At 61.5% G+C, this 21,821-nt stretch carries 22 protein-coding genes; 1 reads left to right on the forward strand and 21 read right to left on the reverse strand.

The window, feature by feature from the left end; all coding sequences use genetic code 11:
- Position 1 precedes the first annotated feature (1 nt).
- The 21 genes from uppS to rpsP form a co-directional block, all read right to left on the reverse strand.
- Positions 2 to 796: an undecaprenyl pyrophosphate synthase gene (uppS, locus tag ABG996_RS02540; protein WP_329738172.1), complete on the reverse strand. Its 795-nt coding sequence runs from the start codon at positions 794 to 796 to the stop codon at positions 2 to 4.
- 1 nt (position 797) lies between these two features.
- Positions 798 to 1,334: a ribosome recycling factor gene (frr, locus tag ABG996_RS02545; protein ID WP_347478512.1), complete on the reverse strand. Its 537-nt coding sequence runs from the start codon at positions 1,332 to 1,334 to the stop codon at positions 798 to 800.
- Between the two features lie 2 nt (positions 1,335 to 1,336).
- The gene (gene pyrH, locus ABG996_RS02550) at positions 1,337 to 2,059 is read right to left on the reverse strand and encodes a UMP kinase (RefSeq protein ID WP_347478514.1); all 723 of its coding nucleotides are present in this window, start codon (positions 2,057 to 2,059) and stop codon (positions 1,337 to 1,339) included.
- Positions 2,060 to 2,176: 117 nt separating this feature from the next.
- A complete protein-coding gene (tsf, locus tag ABG996_RS02555) occupies positions 2,177 to 3,046 on the reverse strand; it encodes a translation elongation factor Ts (RefSeq protein ID WP_347478515.1) in 870 nt (289 codons plus the stop codon).
- A 45-nt stretch (positions 3,047 to 3,091) separates the two neighbouring features.
- Entirely contained in the window at positions 3,092 to 3,820 is a 729-nt protein-coding gene (rpsB, locus tag ABG996_RS02560; protein WP_055285135.1) for a 30S ribosomal protein S2, read from the reverse strand.
- A 218-nt stretch (positions 3,821 to 4,038) separates the two neighbouring features.
- A complete protein-coding gene (locus ABG996_RS02565) occupies positions 4,039 to 4,992 on the reverse strand; it encodes a tyrosine recombinase (protein WP_347478548.1) in 954 nt (317 codons plus the stop codon).
- Positions 4,956 to 6,293 carry a methylenetetrahydrofolate--tRNA-(uracil(54)-C(5))-methyltransferase (FADH(2)-oxidizing) TrmFO gene (trmFO, locus tag ABG996_RS02570; RefSeq protein ID WP_329738175.1) on the reverse strand — a complete coding sequence of 446 codons (1,338 nt, stop codon included), beginning with the start codon at positions 6,291 to 6,293 and terminating at the stop codon, positions 4,956 to 4,958. The genes ABG996_RS02565 and trmFO overlap by 37 nt, the downstream gene beginning before the upstream one ends.
- Positions 6,294 to 6,307: 14 nt before the next feature.
- Positions 6,308 to 7,240 (reverse strand): DNA-processing protein DprA, encoded by a 933-nt coding sequence (locus tag ABG996_RS02575; protein ID WP_329738176.1) that lies wholly within the window; start codon positions 7,238 to 7,240, stop codon positions 6,308 to 6,310.
- The gene (locus ABG996_RS02580; RefSeq protein WP_347478517.1) at positions 7,240 to 8,763 is read right to left on the reverse strand and encodes a YifB family Mg chelatase-like AAA ATPase; all 1,524 of its coding nucleotides are present in this window, start codon (positions 8,761 to 8,763) and stop codon (positions 7,240 to 7,242) included. The genes ABG996_RS02575 and ABG996_RS02580 overlap by 1 nt, the downstream gene beginning before the upstream one ends.
- Entirely contained in the window at positions 8,763 to 9,248 is a 486-nt protein-coding gene (locus ABG996_RS02585; protein ID WP_329738178.1) for a YraN family protein, read from the reverse strand. Before ABG996_RS02585 ends, ABG996_RS02580 begins: the two co-directional genes overlap by 1 nt.
- 188 nt (positions 9,249 to 9,436) lie before the next feature.
- Complete coding sequence (gene rnhB, locus ABG996_RS02590; RefSeq protein ID WP_329738179.1) at positions 9,437 to 10,225, reverse strand: ribonuclease HII; 789 nt, start codon at positions 10,223 to 10,225, stop codon at positions 9,437 to 9,439.
- Between the two features lie 93 nt (positions 10,226 to 10,318).
- Complete coding sequence (rplS, locus tag ABG996_RS02595) at positions 10,319 to 10,660, reverse strand: 50S ribosomal protein L19 (RefSeq protein WP_117583231.1); 342 nt, start codon at positions 10,658 to 10,660, stop codon at positions 10,319 to 10,321.
- 209 nt (positions 10,661 to 10,869) lie between these two features.
- Positions 10,870 to 13,620 (reverse strand): pyruvate, phosphate dikinase, encoded by a 2,751-nt coding sequence (gene ppdK / locus ABG996_RS02600; RefSeq protein ID WP_347478519.1) that lies wholly within the window; start codon positions 13,618 to 13,620, stop codon positions 10,870 to 10,872.
- 266 nt (positions 13,621 to 13,886) lie between these two features.
- Positions 13,887 to 14,762 (reverse strand): pyruvate, water dikinase regulatory protein, encoded by an 876-nt coding sequence (locus tag ABG996_RS02605; protein ID WP_347478520.1) that lies wholly within the window; start codon positions 14,760 to 14,762, stop codon positions 13,887 to 13,889.
- A 34-nt stretch (positions 14,763 to 14,796) separates the two neighbouring features.
- Positions 14,797 to 16,893, reverse strand: a complete 2,097-nt coding sequence (glyS, locus tag ABG996_RS02610; protein ID WP_347478521.1) for a glycine--tRNA ligase subunit beta — start codon at positions 16,891 to 16,893, stop codon at positions 14,797 to 14,799.
- 3 nt (positions 16,894 to 16,896) lie between these two features.
- A complete protein-coding gene (locus tag ABG996_RS02615) occupies positions 16,897 to 17,808 on the reverse strand; it encodes a glycine--tRNA ligase subunit alpha (RefSeq protein ID WP_006236091.1) in 912 nt (303 codons plus the stop codon).
- A gap of 59 nt (positions 17,809 to 17,867) precedes the next feature.
- Positions 17,868 to 18,431: a signal peptidase I gene (lepB, locus tag ABG996_RS02620; protein ID WP_217750720.1), complete on the reverse strand. Its 564-nt coding sequence runs from the start codon at positions 18,429 to 18,431 to the stop codon at positions 17,868 to 17,870.
- Positions 18,432 to 18,433: 2 nt separating this feature from the next.
- On the reverse strand, positions 18,434 to 19,192 hold the full coding sequence (gene trmD, locus ABG996_RS02625; RefSeq protein WP_217750721.1) for a tRNA (guanosine(37)-N1)-methyltransferase TrmD: 759 nt from the start codon (positions 19,190 to 19,192) through the stop codon (positions 18,434 to 18,436).
- A gap of 10 nt (positions 19,193 to 19,202) precedes the next feature.
- Positions 19,203 to 19,724 (reverse strand): ribosome maturation factor RimM, encoded by a 522-nt coding sequence (gene rimM / locus ABG996_RS02630; protein ID WP_347478522.1) that lies wholly within the window; start codon positions 19,722 to 19,724, stop codon positions 19,203 to 19,205.
- A 4-nt stretch (positions 19,725 to 19,728) separates the two neighbouring features.
- Positions 19,729 to 19,974 (reverse strand): KH domain-containing protein, encoded by a 246-nt coding sequence (locus tag ABG996_RS02635; RefSeq protein ID WP_171021534.1) that lies wholly within the window; start codon positions 19,972 to 19,974, stop codon positions 19,729 to 19,731.
- Positions 19,975 to 20,016: 42 nt separating this feature from the next.
- The gene (gene rpsP / locus ABG996_RS02640) at positions 20,017 to 20,358 is read right to left on the reverse strand and encodes a 30S ribosomal protein S16 (RefSeq protein ID WP_022094749.1); all 342 of its coding nucleotides are present in this window, start codon (positions 20,356 to 20,358) and stop codon (positions 20,017 to 20,019) included.
- A 201-nt stretch (positions 20,359 to 20,559) separates the two neighbouring features.
- On the opposite strand from rpsP, the gene dinB reads away from it, so the two are divergent.
- Positions 20,560 to 21,813, forward strand: a complete 1,254-nt coding sequence (dinB, locus tag ABG996_RS02645) for a DNA polymerase IV (RefSeq protein ID WP_347478525.1) — start codon at positions 20,560 to 20,562, stop codon at positions 21,811 to 21,813.
- Positions 21,814 to 21,821 lie beyond the last annotated feature (8 nt).

Below are 21,821 nucleotides of genomic sequence, written 5' to 3' on the forward strand. Positions count from 1 at the left end.
ATTAAGCCTCCTCGGTCTTGCTCAGTCCACCAAACCTACGGTCGCGGCCCTGGTAGGCCAAAATGGCGTCGACAAGGCCCCAGCGATCAAAGTCGGGCCAATAGGTATCGGTGACATAAAACTCGGAATAGGCAACCTGCCACAGCAGATAGTTCGAAAGGCGTAGCTCGCCGGAAGTGCGAATCACAAGCTCCGGATCGGGCAGCCCAGCGGTGTAGAGATGGGAGGCAACCATATCATCGTCGATGGCGGCAGGGTCGATCTTGCCGGCAGCGGCGTCGAGCGCAATCTGACGGACGGCACGGGTGATCTCGGCACGGGCTCCGTAGTTGACGGCAAGTGCCAGCGTCATGCCGGTATGGTCGGCACACTCGGCAAGACCTCGCTCAAAGACATCGCGGGTCTTCTTGGGCAGTGCGGAAATATCGCCCAAAAAGACAACGCGCACGTTTTCGCGCTTAAGCAGCGGCAGCTCATCGATAAACGTCTTAGCAAACAGATGCATTAAAACGTTGACCTCATGCTGCGGACGATTCCAGTTTTCGGTGGAAAACGCATAGGCCGAAAGGACGTCGACGCCCAAACGCACGCATGCGGTAATGATCTCGCGCAGGGAGACGATACCGGCCTTGTGTCCCTCGGTGCGGGCAAGACCGCGCGCCGTGGCCCAGCGACCGTTACCGTCCATGATGCACGAAATATGATGCGGGATCTTATTGAGGTCAAGGTCGGAAAAACCGACGCCCGCAGGGGCGTCGGCAAAGTACTCGACCAGTTTGTTCTCGTCGTATTGCACCTTAGATCTCCATGACCTCGGCTTCTTTTTCCTTCAGAAGCTCCTCAACCTTGGCAACATACTCATCGGTATACTTCTGGACCTTGGCCTGCTCGCGACGGACATCGTCCTCGGTGAGCTCTTCGTCGCGCTCGAGCTTGTTGTTAAAGTCGCGACGGATGTTGCGAATGGAGACCTTGGCCTGCTCGGCATACTCGCGGCACTCCTTGACGAGCTCGCGACGACGCTCCTCGGTGGGAGCCGGGAACGGCAGGCGCACGACGGTACCGTCAGAGTTGGGAGTAATGCCCAGATCGGAAGCGCTGATAGCCTTCACGATTGCGTTGACGAGCGCCTTGTCCCAGGGCTCGATAAGCAGCATGTGAGCCTCGGGGGTCTTAACGGCGGCAACCTGAGTAACCGGCGTGGGAACACCGTAGTAATCGACCGAAATGTCGGACAGAATGTTAGCGTTGGCGCGGCCCGTGCGAACCTTGGAGAAGTTGTGCTTGAGGGACTCGAGCGACTTGTCCATGTGGGCGGTGATGTTCTCTGCCATGCTTAATCCTCCTGATAGACGAGCGTGCCGACGGGCTCACCCGAAAGCGCGCGTTTGACGGTGTCCTCGCCATCGATGTTGAGGACCAAAATCGGCATACGGTTATCCTGGCACAGCGCCGTGGCCGTGGAATCCATAACCTGCAGACCGCGGACGAGAACCTCGTGATAGGTAATCTTGTCAAAACGGACGGCATCGGAACACTTGACAGGATCCTTGTCGTAGATGCCGTCAACCTTGGTGGCCTTAATCAGAATCTCGGCACCGATCTCGCAGGCACGAAGAGCCGCGGCGGTGTCGGTCGTAAAGTACGGATTGCCCGAACCGGCGGCAAAAATAACGACATTACCCTTGGAAAGGTGGTTGATGGCGCGACGGCGAATATAGGGCTCGCAGATCTCGTTCATCTGGATAGCGCTCATCACGCGGCAGGGAACATCGTTGTGCTCAAAGGCATCCTGCAGGGCGAGCGCGTTCATAACGGTTGCCAGCATGCCCATGTAGTCGGCCTGGGCGCGCTCCATGCCACCAGCAGCGCCGGCCATGCCGCGGAAAATGTTGCCGCCGCCGACAACAACGCCGACCTCATGGCCAACGGCGAGCAGCTCCTTGACCTGCTTGGCAAGATGGTCGGTAATCTTGGGGTCGATACCATATTGGCCGTCGCCCATCAGTGCTTCGCCGGAAAGCTTCAGAAGCACGCGTTTATATCGGATGTCGGACAAAGCGATCCTCCTTTAATTAGACTCTCAATATGATAGCAAAGGCTCTGATAAGAGCCATGAAAAAGCAGGCTGTGAGTAAAACCCACAGCCTGCTCATTACCAGCTACAAGAGCTTATTTACTCGCCACGGACCAGACGGTCGAAGGCAACGACGGTAATGCTATCGCCGAGCTCCTTGGAGACCTGCTCAGCATACTTCTTGATGGTGAGGGAGCTGTCCTTGATGAACTCCTGCTCGGTGAGCACGGACTGCTTGTAGAACTTCTCCAGACGGCCAACAGCCATCTTCTCCTGGATAGCCTCGGGCTTGCCGGACTCGGCAGCCTGAGCCATGTAGATCTCCTTCTCGTGCTCGACGGTCTCGGCCGGAACCTGATCGCGGGTAGCGCAAATCGGGGCGACGGCGGCAACCTGAAGGGCAACGTCGTGAGCGAAGGTCTTGAAGGACTCGGCCTGAGCGGTCTCGGCCTTCTCGAAAGCGAACTCGACGAGGACGCCGATCTTACCACCCATGTGGATGTAAGAAGCGAGAGCGCCGTTCTCGGCCTTGCGGGCGGAGAAACGAGCGATCTTCATGTTCTCGCCCATGATGTGAATCATCTCGGTGAGCTCGGAGGAAACGGTCTCCTCGCCCATCGGCTTCTCGAGAAGAGCATCGACATCGGCCGGCTCGGTGGTAGCGACAACCTCGGCGACCTTGGAAGCAAAGCCGGTGAACTTGGCGTTGGAGCCGACGAAGTCGGTCTCGCAGGAAAGCTCGAGCAGAGCGCCGGACTTGCCGTCCTCGGAGACGAACGCGGCGACAGCGCCCTCGTTGGTCTCACGGCCAGCCTTCTTGGCAGCCTTGGCGAGGCCGTTCTTGCGCAGAACGTCAACAGCGACGTCCATGTCGCCGTCAGCCTCGACGAGAGCCTTCTTGCACTCCATCATCGGGGAGTCGGTCATCTCGCGGAGCTGCTTGACCATAGCGGCAGTAATCTGGGCCATTGTGGTTCCTTTCAAAGAGATGAAAAAGACTTAAATAGGACTGATTTACTCGGCCTTGGGCTCGGCGGCCATCTCGGCCTCGGAGACCTGCTCCTTGCCGGAGCCAGCGAGGCAGGCGTCGGCCATGAGCTCGCACATAAGGGTGACAGCGGAGATGGCGTCATCGTTGCAGGGGATGCCGTACTCGACCTCGTCGGGATCGGAGTTGGTGTCGATCAGGGCGACGACGGGAATGTTCAGGCGCTGGGCCTCCTTGATGGCGTTCTCCTCGCGCTTGGTGTCGATGACGAAGAGAGCCTGGGGCAGACCCTTCATGTCGCGGGCGCCACCGAGGTTGGTCTGGAGCTTAGCGAGCTCCTTGCCGAGCACTGCCTGCTCCTTCTTGGGCAGCACTGCCATGCGGCCATCCTCGACCATGGCCTCGAGCTCCTCCATGCGGTTGATGCGGGAGCGGATGGTGACGAAGTTGGTCAGCATGCCGCCGAGCCAACGCTGGTTGATGTAAGGCATGTTGGCGCGCTCAGCGGCGTTCTTAACGGCCTCCTGAGCCTGCTTCTTGGTGCCGACGAACAGCACGTTGCCGCCCTTGGCGACGTTCTTGACGAAGGTGTAGGCCTGATCGGCGTCAAGGATGGTCTGCTTGAGGTCGAGGATGTAGATGCCGTTGCGCTCACCGAAGATGAACGGCTTCATCTTGGGGTTCCAGCGACGGGTCTGGTGACCGAAGTGGCAGCCGGCCTCGAGCAGGGTGCGGATATTAATCTTGGTAGCCATATTAAACCTCCTGTGGTTTGCCTCCGCGCGGGGTCATCCTCCAAAACCAACCCGGACATGTGCTACCAAAGCCCGGGCACCACGGTATGAAGTAGCCGCGCGTGCGTGATAAAAACCTGTTGCCGTGAAGCAACCCGATGAATGATAGCAGGATTGCCTCTTCCTGCCAACCCGCAATCAAAACCACACACCTCGGTGCGGCGCGGGAGGCCCTTCTCCTACTCGCCGCGGGGGTGTGCCAGACTCACGGCACGCTTGAGTCGGTCGGGCGTGAGGTGCGTATAGATCTGCGTCGTGGACAAGCTCGCATGCCCCAGCAGCTCCTGAACCGAGCGCAGATCCGCGCCGCCCTCGAGCAGGTCGGTCGCAAAGGTGTGGCGCATCGCATGCGGGGCGATGTCGGCAGGAATGCCGGCAAGTGCCGCAAGCATGTGGAAACGCCTCCTCAGCATGGCGGCACTCATGCGGTTTCCGCGCGCCGAGATAAACAGCGGATGCACGCCGTTCGCACTATCGACACGCTTTGCCTGCACAAGGAGATGTGGCCTCCCCTCCTCAATATAGCGGCGAGTCGCCTCGAGAGCGCGCCGATAGAGGGGCACGATACGCTCCTTGCTCCCCTTGCCCCAAAGTCGCAGCGTTCGCTCTGACCAAGCAATGGACTCCACGTTGAGCGCCGCGAGCTCCGAGATTCGAGCGCCGGAGGCATAGAGCAGCTCGAGCATAGCCGCATCTCGCAGCCCCGCAGGCGTCGAGGTGTCCGGGGTCTTGAGCAACGACTCGACTTGCCGGGTCGTCAGCACGCCGGGAAGATCGCGCGGCAGTTTGGGCGAGGATATCGCCGAGACCGCATCGCCCTCGACGATTCCCTCGGCAGCCATCCACCGATAGAGCGAGCGTATGGCAGACAGGTGTGCCGCAAGGGTCCGAGCCGCCACCTGGCCACGCGACAGCTCGGCCAAATAGGAGCGAACGGTCCGCACGTCGGCGGCGCGAGCGTCGATGCCCTCGCGGTCGCACCACGCGGCGAAGCGCTCGAGCCGCGAGGTGTAGGCGGTTACCGTATTGGGAGCGAGTCCTTCGACGCGTGCAATGTGGGCAATGAACGAGTCGACGGCATCGTACAGGTCAAAAGCTATGACCTCTCGCCTCCAAACAGATCGGAGCGCGATTCCAGATAGGCATCCAGGGCCTTGAGGGCGCGGTCCGCGTAAGCCTGGTAACGATCGCGCTTGCTGCGACGCTTACCGTCCTCGAGCGGCGGCACAAGACCAAAGTTGACGTGCATGGGCTGGTAGCCCACCGTAGCCGGATCGGTCGCATACCCCACAAGCGCGCCCAGGGCGCCCACGCGCGGCAGCTCGACGCCCGCGGCCCCGATGGCCTCGGCATAGGTGTTGAGCGCAGCGAGCAGACCCGTCGCCACGGCCTCCATGTACCCCTCGGTACCAGTAATCTGACCGGCAAGACGCACGCTCGTGCCGGGAACGGCAAAGGTGTCGTCGAGCACGTGCGGAGCATCGACAAAGGTGTTGCGGTGCATAACGCCGTAGCGGAAGAACTCGGCGTTCTCCAGGCCGGGAACCATATGGAAGACGCGCTTCTGTTCGCCGAAGGTCAGGTTGGTCTGGAAGCCAACCAGGTTATAGGCGGTCTTCTCCTTGTTCTCGGCGCGCAGCTGAATTGCCGCCCAGGGACGGCGACCGGTGCGCGGGTCGGTGAGCCCGACGGGCTTCATGGCGCCAAAGCGGATGGCATCCTTGCCCGTGCGCGCAACCTCCTCGGCAGGCTGGCAGGCCTGGAACAGGTCCCCGCCCTCAAAATCCTTGAGCACCACGCGATCGGCCGTGGTAAGCGCCTCGATAAAGGCCTCGTACTCTTCCTTGTTGAGCGGGGCATTGAGATAGTCGCCACTCCCCTGCTCCTCATAGCGCGACTGCGAGAACAGCACGTCCATATCGAGCGTAGAGGCATCGACAATCGGGGCGGCCGCGTCAAAGAACGCCAGGGCGTCACCACCGACGAGCTTCATGACCTCCTCGCTCAATGCCGGCGAGCATAGGGGGCCCGCGGCGATAACCACATGACCCTCGGGAATCTGGGTGACCTCGCCGTGGACGACCTCGATATTGGGGCGGGCGGCAACCTCAGCCTCGACGAGCTCGGAAAACTTGACGCGGTCGACCGCCAGGGCGCCGCCGGCAGGAACGGCCGCACGATGAGCGCAGTCGAGCAGCACCGAGCCCATGCGCTCGAGCTCGGCCTTCAGCAGACCGGCGGCAGAATCGGGACGGGTCGACTTAAACGAATTGGAGCAGACGAGCTCCGCCAAGTGATCGGTATGGTGGGCAGGAGAGCTCACCTGCGGGCGCATCTCGCACAGCTTTACGGCGAACCCGCGATCTGCCAGCTGAATCGCGCATTCCGATCCCGCCAGACCGCCACCGATAACCGTCACCTGATCAAACAGCATCTGCAAACACCTTTCTAATTGACACGTTTTCCATTGTGACCGAAGGGCGTCTGGGCGTGAAGGGCAAACTTGGAGGGCGCATACCTTCCATCCATCATGCGCTCGATGAGGCCCTCGAGTTCGAGCGAACCCAGAAGTTTGAGCACGCCGACGGCATCGAGCGAGACGAGTGCCGCGATGTCGTCGACCTTGAGCGGCGAGGCGATGAGCGCATGCATCACGGCCTGCTGCGTGGGGTCCAGATCTGCGATACCGGGTGCATCAGGACGCGAATAGCGCAGGGTACCGTATATGCGAGAGATAGCCACCTCGATGGACTCCTCGTCAATAATGCAGCAGGCCCCGTTGGCAATGAGGTAGTTGGTACCGCGCGACTCGGGTGACAAAATCGAACCCGGCACGGCAAGAAGCTCGCGCCCCAGGTCCATGGCGGCCTCCGCCGTCGAGAACGTGCCCGAAGGCATGCCAGCCTCCGACACGAAGAGCGCCTGCGAAAGCGCGGCAATCACCCGGTTACGCCGCGGAAAGGCAAACTTACGCGGCCCCATACCCCAAGGCGAGATGGACACGACCGCGCCGCCCGTATCGATCGTGCGCGCGATGAGTCCCGCGCTCGAGCGCGGGTAGATTACATCGGCGCCTGTCCCCAACACCACGACATGTTTGCCGCCGGCATTGACTGCGGCCCAACCCGACGCCTGGTCGCAACCGACCGCACCGCCCGATACCACCGTCACCCCCGCTTCCACCGCGACCTTGGCCGCAAGCTCCGCGACGGCAAGGCCGTAGGGAGAGGCCTTGCGCGCACCGATAATCGAGAGCGCCGGTGTCGAGAGAACCTCAGGGTCGCCACGCACGAACAGCGTCTGTGGCACATCGGAAAGCTCCAGAACAGTAGCGGGGAACAGCCCATCCCCGGGATGCAGTTCGTAGCGAGCCTCATCCATCACTGGTCCCTCCTTCCCTGATACATTGCGGCCTCGAGCACATGATCTTGCGTCACCCGCTCACTTTCGGCGACATCGGCAATCGTGCGCGCGATGCGCACCAGGCGCACGATGCCGCGTCCCGTGAGATGCGTGCGCTTCGACAGGCCGAGCACGCACGTTTCCGCCGCCTGATCGAGCGCAAAGGTCGACACAACACCATCGATAGAGCGGGACTCGTCGTCCTCGGCCTCGGCATCCGCATCGTCCATATGGGTCTCGCGCCAGGCACGAAAAGCCCTACCGCGGACAACGTAGTCGCGCAGCTCGGCCGACGACATACCCTCGGCGCCCTCAATAATCACCTGCGGATCGGGGCGGGTCACGTCGATCATCAGGTCGATACGGTCGGCCAAGGGACCGCGTAGCTTGGACCGGTAGCGCTCGACCATCGATGCCGAGCAGCGACATGGAACCTCGCGATCGCCCAAAAAGCCGCAGGGACAGGGATTGCTCGCCGCAAGCAGCTGAAAGCGCGAGGGAAACGTGAAGGCGCCATCGACGCGCACGATCCTGACATAACCGCGCTCGATAGGCTGCCTGAGCGTCTGCAGCACACCGGTGGGAAACTCGGCAAGCTCGTCCAAAAAGAGCACGCCGCCATGGGCAAGGCTGATCTCGCCCGGATGCACCGGGCGCCCTCCGCCAATAAGGCCCGCTGTCGATATGCTGTGATGGGGGCTTCGAAACGGCCGATGCCCCGCAAGCAGGCCATCGATGTTCTCACCCAAGACCGAATGAATGCACAGCGCCTCCTGCTGGTCCTCGACGGAAAGCTCGGGCAAGATACCCGTCATGCGACGCGCAAGCATGGTCTTGCCCGAACCGGGCGAGCCGATCATGAGAAGGCCGAGCTCCCCTGCCGCCGCAAGCGCTATGCCGCGTTTGGCGACTTCCTGCCCCAACACATCGGCATAATCGAGCTCGAGCTCAAAGGTGGCCTCGAGCACTTCAGAATCCAGATAATGCCGAGCTGCCTCGCCCATACCGTGAGCAAGCTGCGACAGATGGTCGATAAAACCGCAGTCGACCCCCGAAAGCGGAACATGCTGGTCGGACCTGCCGGCGATAAAAGACAGCCCCATGTCGCGAGCCAGCAGCTGGAACGCCACCTCGCCCTTGACGGGAAGCACCGTACCATCCAAGCCGAGCTCGCCGGCAATGAGGCAGCGGTCGAGATTGTCGCGTGGAATCTGCCCATCGGCCGCAAGCACCGCAATGGCTATCGGCAGGTCAAAGCCGCTACCGGTCTTTCGGATATCGCCCGGCGCCAGATTGACCGTAATGCCCGAGCGAGGGATCTCGAATCCCGCAGAGCGCATCGCGCAGCGAATGCGCCCGCGCGACTCCATGACCTCCATACTCGGGATGCCGAGCATCTGGATGCCCGGGATGCCACCCGCAAGCGATACCTCGACCGTGACGGGAATCGCCTCGACGCCGCGGATACAGGCAGCGTGAACGGCAAAGGTTTCGAACGCCATCACGACACCTGCCAATCGAACGCATTGTACTGGTGCTCGATCTCGGCGATATGCCCGCCGCGAATGGTGACGCCCACGGCATCGAAGCGGATCGCCTTGAGCGGATAGTGCTCCATGAGATAGCAACTCGCGATGCGACGATAGCGCCGCTGCTTTTGGGCGTTCACCGCTTCCTCGGGAAACACCCGAGTATCGCACTCCAGCGCAACACGCCTGGTCTTGACCTCGGCCATCACCACCACATCGTCGAGCTCGTCGAGCAGCACCAGGTCGGCCTCGCCCTCCGAGCATCGATAGCCTTGTTCCAGCAATGCATAGCCGCGCTCGTTAAAGTAATCGATTGCGATAAGCTCGCCCAGCATACCGAGCTCGCGAGGACTGAGCCCCTTGATAAACTCAGGGGTGATCGACCCGCAATCGAGCTCCCCCTCTTCCCAACGCTCCTTGAGCTGCTGCGTCTTGCTCATTTTGGCTGCGGCACACATGGGGTCTCCTTTCCCACTCCCTGCATTGCCTCGATAATGAGGGCAGGTTTCATGCGGGTAAGTACCGGAAGCAAACCGAAAACCAACCAAATGCCGACAAATGAGGGGCCGCGCGCAACAATAGCGTTGCACACGGCCCCTACCAGCAGGTTTATAGAACCCTTAAGGTCCCAGTCTCCACAATTGGCCTAAAAAAGGCGCTCAGTCTGCAGAAAGTTTCCGCAAAAGCTCACACGGTGCAGCGGAGAAAGACCATGTTTGCGAATGGCCTCAATGTGCTCAGGACTCGCATAGCCTTTCGATTCGGCCAAATGGTACTCGGGATACTCGGCATCGTACTCGACCATCATCTCGTCACGCGTGACCTTTGCCATGATGGATGCCGCGGCGATACAGGCGATCTTGGCATCGCCCTTGACCACGTCGCGCTCATGGGGCACGGCGCCCAGGGGGTTGCCGTCCATAAGCACGCAATCGGGCTCAAGCCCCGTATCGGACACCGCACCCGCGACAGCGGCTCGAATGGCGCGGGCCATGCCCATCTGATCGATATCCGCAGGAGCGATATGGCAAAAGCCGATAGCAGTCGCCACCTCGGCAATCTTCACCGAGAGCAGCTCGCGGCGCGCCGGCGTGAGCTTTTTGGAATCATTGATGCCCCAGATGCGCGGCTCCATCGGAAGACACACGGCACACACGGTCAAGGGACCCGCTACCGAGCCACGGCCCACCTCGTCGACACCCACGACCACGCCATCACCGCCGAGCTCATGCATAAGCTCGTACATGCCGTTGACGCGCTCGCGTTCGGAAAGTTCCTTGGCATGGCGCTTAAGGGCACGTTCGCAAGCCTTGATCACCTGCTGGCGCGGATCCTCGCGATAATGCTCCACGAGGGCGGGAATCTCCTCGAACGTGGCGCTCGCCAGCTCGCCGGCAACCTGCGATGCCGAAACCGAGCTCGTCATGTTGGCCATATCGGGGCCTCCTTGTATGCAAATCAAATAAAAAGAAGGGCCACCCGAAGGTGACCCTTTTGTCCAAACGAGTGGACAGACGCTGCGATCTTCTTAGCGCTTCTCGGGGATGCGAGCAGCCTTGCCCACCTTGTCGCGGAGGTAGTACAGCTTGGCGCGACGGACGCGACCATGACGGACGACCTCGAGCTTGGCGATCTTGGGGCTGTGAAGCGGGAAGGTACGCTCAACACCGACACCGAAGGAAATCTTGCGGACGGTGAAGGTCTCACGGGCACCGGCGCCGGCCATGCGGATGACGTCGCCCTGGAAGACCTGGATGCGCTCGCGGTCGCCTTCCTTAATGCGGTAGTGAACCTTGACGTTGTCGGCGACGCGAACCTGAGGAATGTCCTCGCGGATCTGCTGACGCTCGATTGCGCGGATGTAATCCATGTGCAATTCCTTACTCTTCTAGAGGTGCCGTACCACCTTGGCCGGCACGTAGTTGAACAAACGTATTCGAGTATACACGCGCGGGTTTCTGCTGCAAGAACAATTTTTTACGCAGACAAAAAGACAAAACCCGCACATGATAACCGCCCGCCTCACGAATGAGACGGGCGGCGGGAAGGGGGCTACGCTAGGCGCCCAAACCCAAAACGTTAGGCGGAACGCTTCGCCTCGAGCTTGGCCTGAGCGGCAGCCAGACGCGCGAGGGGCACGCGATAGGGCGAGCAGGACACGTAGTCCACATCGGCCACGTTAAACAGGGCCTTGATGGACTTGGGGTCGCCGCCGTGCTCGCCGCACACGCCAAAGTGCATGTCGGGGTTGGTGGTGCGACCCTTCTCGACGGCCATGCGCACCAGCTCGAGTACCGCCGTGTCGATGGTCTCGAAGGGGTTGTCCTTCAAGATCTTCTTGTGCATGTACAGGGGGATGAACTTGGCCTCGGCATCGTCACGAGAGAAGCCGAAGGTCGTCTGGGTGAGGTCGTTGGTGCCAAAGCAGAAGAAGTCGGCATGATGGGCGATCTCGTCGGCGACCATGCAGGCGCGTGGCAGCTCGAGCATCGTGCCCACGGGAATATTGAGCTCGACGCCCTCCTCGGCGGAAACCTTGGCGATCACGCGCTCGATGACCTCGCGGGTCTGGACGTGCTCGGCCGTAATGGAAACGAGCGGAACCATGATCTCGGGGCGCGGGTCGACGCCCTCCTTGATAAGGCGGGCAGCAGCCATGGCCACGGCGCGAACCTGCATGAGTGGCAGATCGCTGAAGACGACGGACAGGCGCACACCGCGCAGGCCGAGCATCGGGTTGGACTCGACCATGCCGTCGATACGACGCAGGCGGGTGCGCAGAGCGGCAAGCTCTTCCTCGTTGGCGCCAGCGGCTTCCTTCTTGGTGATGGCGACCTCGAGCTCGCGTGGATTATCCAGGAACTCATGGAGCGGCGGATCGAGCAGGCGAACGACCACATCGCGACCGGACATGGTCTTGAACATCGCCAGGAAGTCTTCGGTCTGAACCTTGAGCAGGTCGGCTAGGGCCTGCTGCTTCACGGCCTCATCATCGGACAGGATGAAGCTCTGGATAATATTCTTACGATCGCCCAGGAACATATGCTCGGTGCGGCACAGGCCGATGGCCTCGGCGCCAAACTCAAGCGCGAGCTCGGCATCCTCGGGGTTGTCGGCGTTGACGCGCACATGGTTGGCGTGACCGTAAGTCTCGTCCAGGCGGATCTCGTCGGCCCAGGACAGGATGGTGTCCAGGTCACCGGTGAGCTCAGCGGAGACCAAATCGACAGCGCCATCGACGACGATACCCTGGGTGCCGTCGATGGAGATGACATCGCCCTCGTGCAGCACGCGATCGCTGCCTTCGATGCGCACGACCTTCTCAGCCGCGTCGATGTGGAAGCGCTCGACGCCGCAGACGCAAGGCGTGCCCATACCGCGAGCGATAACGGCGGCATGGCTCGTCTTGCCACCGTGGCTGGTCAGGATGCCCTCGGCGGCGACCATGCCCTTCAGGTCATCGGGGTTGGTCTCCCAGCGAACCAGAATGACCTTGTGGCCCTCGTTGGCGCGCGCGACGGCATCGTCGCTCGAGAACACGACTTCGCCCACAGCGGCCCCGGGGCTGGCGTTAAGACCGCTGGCCAGAGCCTCGTACTTCTTGGAGGCATCGAACTGCGGGTGCAGGAGCTGGTCGAGCTGTGCAGGGTCGATGCGGCTCACGGACTCCTCGCGGGTGATCAGGCCCTCCTCGACCATTTCGATGGCGATGCGCAGGGCGGCGGTGGCGGTGCGCTTGCCCACGCGGGTCTGGAGCATCCAGAGCTTGCCCTGCTCGATGGTGAACTCGATATCGCACATATCGCGATAGTGATCCTCGAGCGTCAGGAACACGCGCTCGAGCTCCTCACCTGCAGACTCGAGGCCCGGGGTGGTCTTGAGGTCAGCGATGGGCTCGGTGTTGCGGATGCCGGCGACAACGTCCTCGCCCTGGGCATTAACCAAAAAGTCACCGTAGAACTCCTTGGTGCCGTCGGCCGGGTTGCGCGTAAAGGCGACGCCGGTCGCCGAGGTCTCGCCCTTGTTGCCAAAGGCCATGGTCTGAACGTTGACGGCGGTGCCGAGCTCGTCAGAAATACCGTGCTGCTTGCGGTAGATGCAGGCGCGCTCATTCATCCAGCTGCCAAAGACGGCCTGAATGGCAAGGCGCAACTGAAGCTCAGGATCATGTGGGAAGACGGGCTTGCCATCGACGACCTCGAGCTCGGGATACAGGGCAGCCTCAACGTTCTCGGAGAAGATGCCCTTAAAGGTCTCGACGAGTTCCTGCAGGTCCTCAGCCGAAAGCTCGGAATCGACGCGAACGCCGGCGACCAGGCGTGCCTGGGTCAGGGCGTTCTCGAACAGGTCGGCGTCAACACCCATAACGACGTTGGAGAACATCTGGATAAAGCGGCGGTAGCTATCCCAGGCAAAACGCGGATTTTGCGTCTGGGCGATAAGGCCCTGAACCGAGTCGTCGTTGAGGCCCAGGTTGAGGACCGTGTCCATCATGCCGGGCATGGAGAACGGAGCACCCGAGCGAACCGACACGAGCAGCGGATCGGAGGCGTCACCGAGCTTTTTGCCGCAGCGGGCCTCGAGGTCGGCCTCGGCGGCAACGATCTCATCGAGTGCGCCTTCGGGCCACACGTTGCCGGCACCAGAGTACTCGACACAGGTCTGGCAGGTAATGGTAAAGCCACCGGGAACCGGCAGGCCGATACGGCTCATCTCGGCAAGGTTTGCGCCCTTGCCGCCAAGCACGAAGTTCATGGACTTGTCGCCCTCAGTGACACAGGCGCCCTGGGCGTCGGTCCCAAAACGGTAAACCCTCTTGCAATCGCTCACGATACTTCCCCTTCCATACGCTCTCGCGCACGACCGTGGTGACGAATCGACCCGCCGGTTACGGGCCGTGAGGGAACTATACGGCGGGCTTTATGCCGACATGAGAAGAGGATGCGCCGTTTGGTAAACGTGGTAAATGCGGCGGTAAACGGTAGGTAAAGGTGGTTACCTTATGGAGATACCACTACAAGAAACTCGCAGGTCAAATGCAAGTTATTTGCTAAATCGCTTTATCAGTATCAGGTTTTTTAAGCTAATCCAATAAGCTAGCTTTGTTGGGTGCGGCGGGCGGCACGGCGGGCTCTTGCCTCTTGAATTTCTTCGAGGTGGGCAATGATCTCGGAGGCACTCTCCTCGATCGCCTTGCCGTCGGTGCGCACCACAAAGCAACCCAGACGTTTCATGAGGGCACGAGCCTCCTCGAGCTCGCCGCGCACGCTCTCGGGCTCGGCATAAGAGCCGGCGACGGCGCGGGCATAGTCGTCGCCCAGGCGGCTATCGCGAATCTCGGCAATCACATCGACGGTCGAAATCAGACCGAACAACCGCATCGGATCGACCTCGTAAATCGACTTGGGCGGCTCTATGCCCTGGGCCAACGGAACGTTGGCGACCTTGTAGCCCTGATAGGCCAAATACATCGACAGCGGCGTCTTGGACGTGCGGGATACACCCAGCAGCACGATATCGGCATCCGACAGATCATCGCAGCCGCGCCCGTCATCGTGCTCAACGAAATACTCCATAGCCTCGATACGATGGAAATAGCGATCGTCGGTCTTGTGAATCACACCCGCAACGCCCTTGAGAGGCACGCCAATAAGCGACGACAGCACGGCAAGCGTCGGGCCGATCAGGTCGACCGAGCGAATGTGCAGCATGCCCAGATAATCGAGCACGCGGGCGCGAAGCGCTGGGTCGACGATAGTGTGGAACACGGCAATATCACGATGGTCCGCATCGACGCGCGGACCCACAAACGACTTGACCTGCTCCACCGAGTTCACCTTGGGCAGGCGCAAGAGACGAAAAGCCCCTTCATCAAATTGCCCGGACGCCGCAAGCACCACCTCACAAGCGGTATCACCGAGCGAGTCGGAGATAACGATAACGGTGGGACGAGCGGTGACCGGGCAATCCATGCGGGGCTCCTTTTGCGCTTATGCGCAGGCTGGCTTACTTTTTGCGGGCAAGCTCACCGATGTTGGCGATGCCGGAGAAAACGGCCTCGAAGCGGTTGAGCAGCTTAAGGCGATTATCGCGGAGCTGCTCGTCCTTGTCCATGACCATGACCTCATCGAAGAAACGGTCGATGGGCGCGCGCAGGGCGGCCAGAGCGGCAAACGCGGCAGGATAATCCTCGGCAGCGAGAGCGGCGTCGACGGCGGTCTGAGCGGCCTCGGAGGCATCGGCAAGCGCAAGCTCGACCTCGCCCATCAGGGCGCGATCGTACTCCGCGCCCAGCTCGGGCTTGGAGATGTGCGCCGCGCGGGCGTAGGCGGTTGCCAGGTTGTCGAAGGTCTCGGCGTCGTTCTTGCGGGCCTCATCGAGGGCGGCGCAGCGGGCGAAGAAGAGCGACGGGGCAATGATGTGCACCGCGGAGACGGCGGCAACGGTGTCGGCCGGAATCTTCTCGTCGCGGGCCATGCTCACCAGACGGCCGTGGAAGAAGTCACGAACCTGCTGGGCGACCTCGGCGGCGTCGAACTCAATGCCCTGCTCGCTATAGAGCTCGAGCGCAAAGTCGATGAGCGACGTGGGGTCGATCGGCAGACGGTCGCGCAGGATGTTGATGATGCCGATGGCGGCGCGACGCAGCGCGTACGGGTCGGACGAGCCGGTCGGGGGCTCGCCGATGGCAAAGATACCCGCAATGGTATCGAGCTTGTCGGCACAGGCCACGATGCAGCCAGCGGTGCCCTCGGGCAGCTCATCGCCGGCAAAGCGGGGACGATAGTGATCGCGAATGGCGTGGGCGACCTCGTCGTTCTCCCCCATCGCGGAAGCGTAATAACCGCCCATAACGCCCTGCTGGCTCGTGAACTCAACGACGGCGTTGGATACAAGGTCGGCCTTGCACAGGTGAGCGGCGCGAGCGGCATCGGCGGCAAGGTGGGCGCCCAGATGGGCCTCGCGGGCGATGGCGAGCGCGAGCTGCTCAATACGCTCGGACTTGGCGAGCACGCTACCGAGCTTCTCCTGGAAGGCGACCTTGGCCAGACGCTCACGGAACTCGTCGAGGGAAATCTTCAGGTCCTCCTCGTAGAAGAACTTGGCATCGTCCAGACGGGCACGCACGACGCGCTCGTTGCCGTCGATCACGCGCTCGGCGTTCTCGGGCTTGCTGTTGGAGACGACCACGAACTCACGCGTGAGCTTGCCCTCGCCGTCATAGATCGGGAAGTAGCGCTGGTTGGTGAGCATGGACTCGCAGATGATCTCGTGCGGGACCTTGAGGAACTCCTCATCGAAGGTACCGACAAGCACCGTCGGCCACTCGCAGAGGTTGATGACCTCCTCGAAGACCTTCTTGGGCGTGTCGACATGGCAACCGGGGCGCGCAGCCTCGACCTCGGCGATACCGGCAAGGATGGCTTCACGACGACGCTCGGCAGAAAGCACGCCGGCGTCCTCGAGCACCTGCTCGTAGACGGCGGGGCTGGCGACCACATGGTCACCAGGGCCAAGTACGCGATGACCACGCGTGGTGTTGCCACTCGTCACGTCGGCAAACGACACGGGCACAACATCCTCGCCCAAAAGGCAGCAGATCCAGCGGACCGGACGAACAAAGGTCGCATGCTCGTGACCCCAACGCTGGCTGCGGTAGTTGGGCCACTGCAGGCCGGCGATGGTCTTCTCGCACAGAGCGGTCAGAATCGGCGTAGCCGGTGCGGAGGGAATGTTCTTCTCGGCGAACACATACTCGCGACCGTCAGTGTCCTCGCGACGGACCAGGTCCTCGGCAGCCACACCGCACTTGCGAGCGAAGCCCTGGGCGGCCTTGGTGGCGTTGCCGTCGGCATCAAAGGCAATGTTTGCCGCGGGACCACGCTTGACCTCGTGAACCTCATCGGTCGCGGTGGCGACGTCGGCCACGAGCGCAGCCAGACGACGCGGGCTCGAGATCACGCGGACCTCGCCGTGGGCCAGGCCGGCCTCGTCGAGACCCTTGGCAATCATGGTGCCAAGCTGCTTGACGGCATTGTTCAGCGGTGCAGAGGGCATTTCCTCCGTACCGATCTCAAACAGGAAATCCTTAGCGTCTGCCATGGCTTACGCCACCTCGCCTTCCTGGTCGGCATTCTCGTTGACTCCAGCGACCTCGGCCATATAGGCCTCGCAGCACGCCTTGGCGACGGCGCGGACGCGCAGGATGTAGTTAGCACGCTCGACCGCGGACAGCGCACCGCGAGCATCGAGCAGGTTGAAGGCATGGCTGCACTTCATGACGCAGTCGTAAGCGGGCAGCGGCAGCTTGCGCTCAAGGCAGGAGTGGCACTCGGCCTCGTAGTCGTCAAACTTCTGACGCATCATCTCGACGTTGGCGACCTCAAAGTTGTAGGCGCTAAACTCGCGCTCGTTCTCCAGGAACACGTCGCCATAGGTCATCGGCGTGCCATCGGGCAGATAGCTCCACACCAGGTCGTAGACGGAGTTGACGCCCTGAGCGTACATGGCGATGCGCTCCAGACCATAGGTAATCTCGACGGGCACAGGGTCGACCTCGATGCCGCCCACCTGCTGGAAGTACGTAAACTGCGTGACCTCCATGCCGTTGAGCCAGACCTCCCAGCCAAGGCCCCAGGCGCCCAGCGTCGGGCTCTCCCAGTCGTCCTCGACAAAACGAACGTCATGGTCGTTGGGGTCCAGACCGATAGCGGCAAGAGACCCCAGGTAGAGCTCCTGGGCGTTGACCGGCGACGGCTTGATGAGCACCTGGAACTGATAGTAGTGCTGCATGCGGTTGGGATTCTCGCCGTAGCGGCCGTCGGCGGGACGGCGGCAGGGCTGAGCGTAGCAGGTGCGCCACTCGGCAGGACCGAGCGAGCGCAACGTGGTCGCGGTGTGGAAGGTACCGGCACCGACCTCGGAGTCATAGGGCTGCATAATGACGCAGCCCTGCTCGCCCCAGTACTGCTGGAGGCGCAGGATGATGTCTTGGAAGGAAAGCGATGAAGCGTTCATGCCTCTAATATCCCCTCGTCGAAACGATTACACGGTTAGGTTCTGTACTATAGCGGTTTTTAGTCGATAGTGCCGATGCGGTTGAGCGGCCAGTAGCGCACAAGCGCCACGGCGATCAAATCAGAGCGATCAACGGGACCAAAGTAGCGCGAGTCGGCAGAGTTTTCGCGGTTGTCGCCCATCACCCACACGCACCCGTCGGGAACGGTGTAGGGATAGCTTACCTGAGCGCCGGGAGCTTGGACCGAAAGCGGCCAGCTCATGCCGGTCGTATAGCCCTCGTCGAGCGCTTGGCCGTCAACGACCACCTTGCCGTCCTGAAGGTCGACCGTCTGGCCGGCCGTGGCAATAACACGCTTGACGAGAACATCATGCTCGGAGGTGCCATCTGGGTTGTGGAACACCACAATATCGCCTTGGCTGACGGGGCGGCCGAGCTCAAGGCTCACCTTTTGCGCCAGGATCTGGTCGCCGATCTCGATCGTGGACTCCATGGAGCCGGTGGGCACCACAAAGGGTTCGACCACAAACGAGCGAATCAAGAAGGTGGCGACCAGTGCGATGGCGACGACCGCGATCCACTCAAACGCACCCTTTAGCACGGAATGCTGCGAAGGAACCATTCTCACTCCTCGCTCTTCGAATACGATGCGTCCAGGATCTCTTGCGCGTATGCGCGCTCCTCGGGCGTAAGCCGCGCCGTCTCGATCAGGTCGGGACGCCAGCGGCAGGTGCGCTCGATGGCATTCTTACGGCGCCAGGCGTCAACCTTGGCGTGGTCGCCGCTCACGAGCACCGGCGGCACGCCCTCGCCGTTGAACTCGGCGGGGCGGGTGTACTGCGCGTACTCGAGCAGGCCTCCGTCCTCGGCGGTCGAGAACGACTCGTCCACATTGCTCATCTCGTCGCCCAGGGCGCCGGGAATCAGGCGTACGACAGCATCGGCAACGACCATAGCGGGAAGTTCGCCACCCGTAAGCACATAGTCGCCGATCGACAGACGCTCGTCGGCATACGCATATGCACGTTCGTCGACGCCCTCGTAGCGACTACACACAAACAGCAGGCGCTCACTTTTGAGCAGGCGCTCGGCCACATGCTGCGTAAAAGGCTCGCCACAGGGGGTAAAGAACACCACAGTGGGCTTGGGACCCTCGGAGCTAATAGCCTCGATGGCCTCTGCGATAGGCTCGACCTTCATGAGCATGCCCTGCCCGCCGCCGTACGGCTCGTCATCGACGGTACGATGGCGGTCGTGCGTCCAGTCACGCAGGTTATAGGCCTTAAAATCAAAAAGGCCGGCCTTGCGGGCGCGGCCCAAGATCGATGTGGACATGACGGGCTCAAACATCTCGGGAAAGACCGAAAGGGTCTCGATCAGCATGTTATCCTCCCTACTTGTCCATATCGATCAAACCGTCCATAACGCGGACGGAAATTGTCCCCTGATCGGGAAGATCGAGCACAACCTGCTCGATCACGGGAATCAGCACCTCGCCGTACCGATTGCCCTCGACAACCCAAACATCGTTGGCGGGCGTCGACATGATCTCGACGATCGTACCGAGCAAACCGAAGCGCTCGTCGACCACCTCGCGACCCATCAGGTCGGTATAGGCAGCGTCGAGCGAATCGAGCTCAAAATCGTCACGATTTGCCAGCACGTAGCATCCCGTGATGCCCTCGGCGGCCGTCAAGTCGTCAATGCCCTCAAACGAGACCAGATCGCCATCGCCCGTATCGGTGACGGATACGACCGTGCAAAAACGGTCGCGCTTGAGCGCCGGCGGCGTCAAGGCGACGCGCATACCCGGCGTCAATACAGAAGGAAGCCCCCGCAGCGGCTGCGCGAGGACCTCCCCCTTCCTTCCGTGCGGCTTGACCACACGGGCGATGTTTTTGTACTGGGACCTCAAGGTCCTAGCCCAGAACCTCTACCTCGACTGCAGTGTCGAGGCGAGCGGCCAGTGCACGGGCGAGCGTGCGAATGGCCTTGATGGTACGGCCACGACGGCCGATGACCTTAGCGACGTCATCCTCGGCAACAGAAACCTCAATCGTGGAGGCGTCGTCACCATCGATGACCTCGAGGCTCACGGAATCCGGGTCGTCGACGATCTGAACAACGAGATATTCGACGAGATCGGCGATGCGATCTGAGAGCATTGCCTCACCCTCGAGCTGTGCAGCGTCAACCTCAGGCACGATTTACTCCTCGGCGCCCTCAGCGGCCTCAGCGGCAGCCTTAGCGGCCTCGGCCTCTTTGGCGAGCTGCTTCTTGGACTTCTTGACGACGGTCTCGGTCTTCTCACCCTCGTTGGCGGCCTTGACCAGAGCAGCGACAGCGTCGGTGAGCTGAGCGCCCTTGGACTGCCAGTCGGCGATCTTCTCAAGATCGAGGTTGATGGTCTTGGGGGCGGTCATCGGGTTGTAGCGGCCAACCTCCTCGATGATACGACCGTCACGCGGGGCGCGGGAATCGGCGACGACGACACGGTAGTACGGACGCTTCTTAGCGCCGTGACGAGCAAGGCGAATCTTGACTGCCAAAGGAAACTCCTCCAACCAAGCAGCTTTAGGCTGCAACTACAAACAAACAGTTGAACATAATACGCCATCGACGCGGGCAGGTGAAGTCCGTGAGACCAACTTCTTCGGTGTAGTCGAAGGCAAATCCATATCTTAGACAAGAATTCGCGATTTGCAAGCACATCCACGCACCCCACATGAGCTGCGCGGTATACTCATGCCATGAAAAGACGCGAACATACATACGGTTATGAGGATGCTGCGGGCGTCACGCCGCCGCCCTGGACGGGACCGGCGGTGGGCCTCATGGATCTCGATGCGTTTTTTGCGAGCGTGGAGATGCTCGACCATCCCGAGTGGCGCGGCAAGCCGCTCATCGTGGGTGGCGATGCCGATTCCCGCGGCGTTGTGTCCACCTGCTCATACGAGGCGCGTCGCTTTGGCGTGCACTCCGCCATGCCCTCGGCCGAGGCACGGCGCCTCTGTCCGCAGGCCATTTGGACGCATGGGCATTTCGATCGCTACCACGAGGTCAGCGCGCAGGTCATGACGATTCTCGCCGACGAGACCCCGCGCGTTGAGCGCGTATCCATCGACGAAGCCTTTATCGATATCACACCGGGTCGTTTTGCGCCCGAAGACCCGCTGCTGGTTGCGCGGCGCATCAGTGATCGCGTGGCGGCGCTGGGAGTGACCTGCTCCATTGGCGTGGGCTGCAACAAGACGGTTGCAAAGATCGCAAGCGAGCGGGACAAGCCGTTTGGGCTGACCATCGTGCGCCCCGGAACCGAACAGCGCTTTTTGGCCGCGCTGCCGGTATCTGCCATGAGTGGCATCGGGCGCTCGGCCGAGGAACGACTGCGCCGCATGCGCATCTACACGCTCGGCGAGCTGTCACGCGCATCGGAATCCACCTTGGCCTCTATTTTTGGCGTCAACGGCGAACGCATGCGCCAACGTGCACTGGGGCTTGAAATCTCCGAAGTCACGAGTCTCGATGAAGAGCGCGAGGTCAAGTCGGTCAGCAATGAACGCACCTTTGCGAACGATTTAACTGAGCGCGGGGACATCGAAGCGGCGATTGCGCTATTGGGAGAGTCAGTGGGACGCCGCCTACGCCGCCAAGGACTAACGGGCGCCACGGTGACGCTCAAGCTCAAGTATTCGTATGGAAGCGGTCGCTCGGCACAGCGCCGGCTGCCACATCCGACCGACGATGAGAACATCTTCGTGGCAGTGGCGCTCGAACTGCTCGACAACATCTGGCAGGAAGGCATGCATGTGCGCCTGGCGGGCATCGGCATGAGCGACTTCAACCATCAGGGCGGTATCCAGACCGACCTGTTCTGCGAAATCGACGACCGCGGAGCCCAATCCAGCGACCGTCGCGACCTCTCGGTCGCCATCGACGCCGTCCGAGACAAGTTCGGCGACACCGCTCTCTCCTTCGGCCGTCAATCCCGCTTCAACGATTAGTCCCTTAG

It is taken from the genome of Collinsella aerofaciens, from assembly GCF_039836695.1.
Lineage (GTDB): Bacteria > Actinomycetota > Coriobacteriia > Coriobacteriales > Coriobacteriaceae > Collinsella > Collinsella aerofaciens_BD.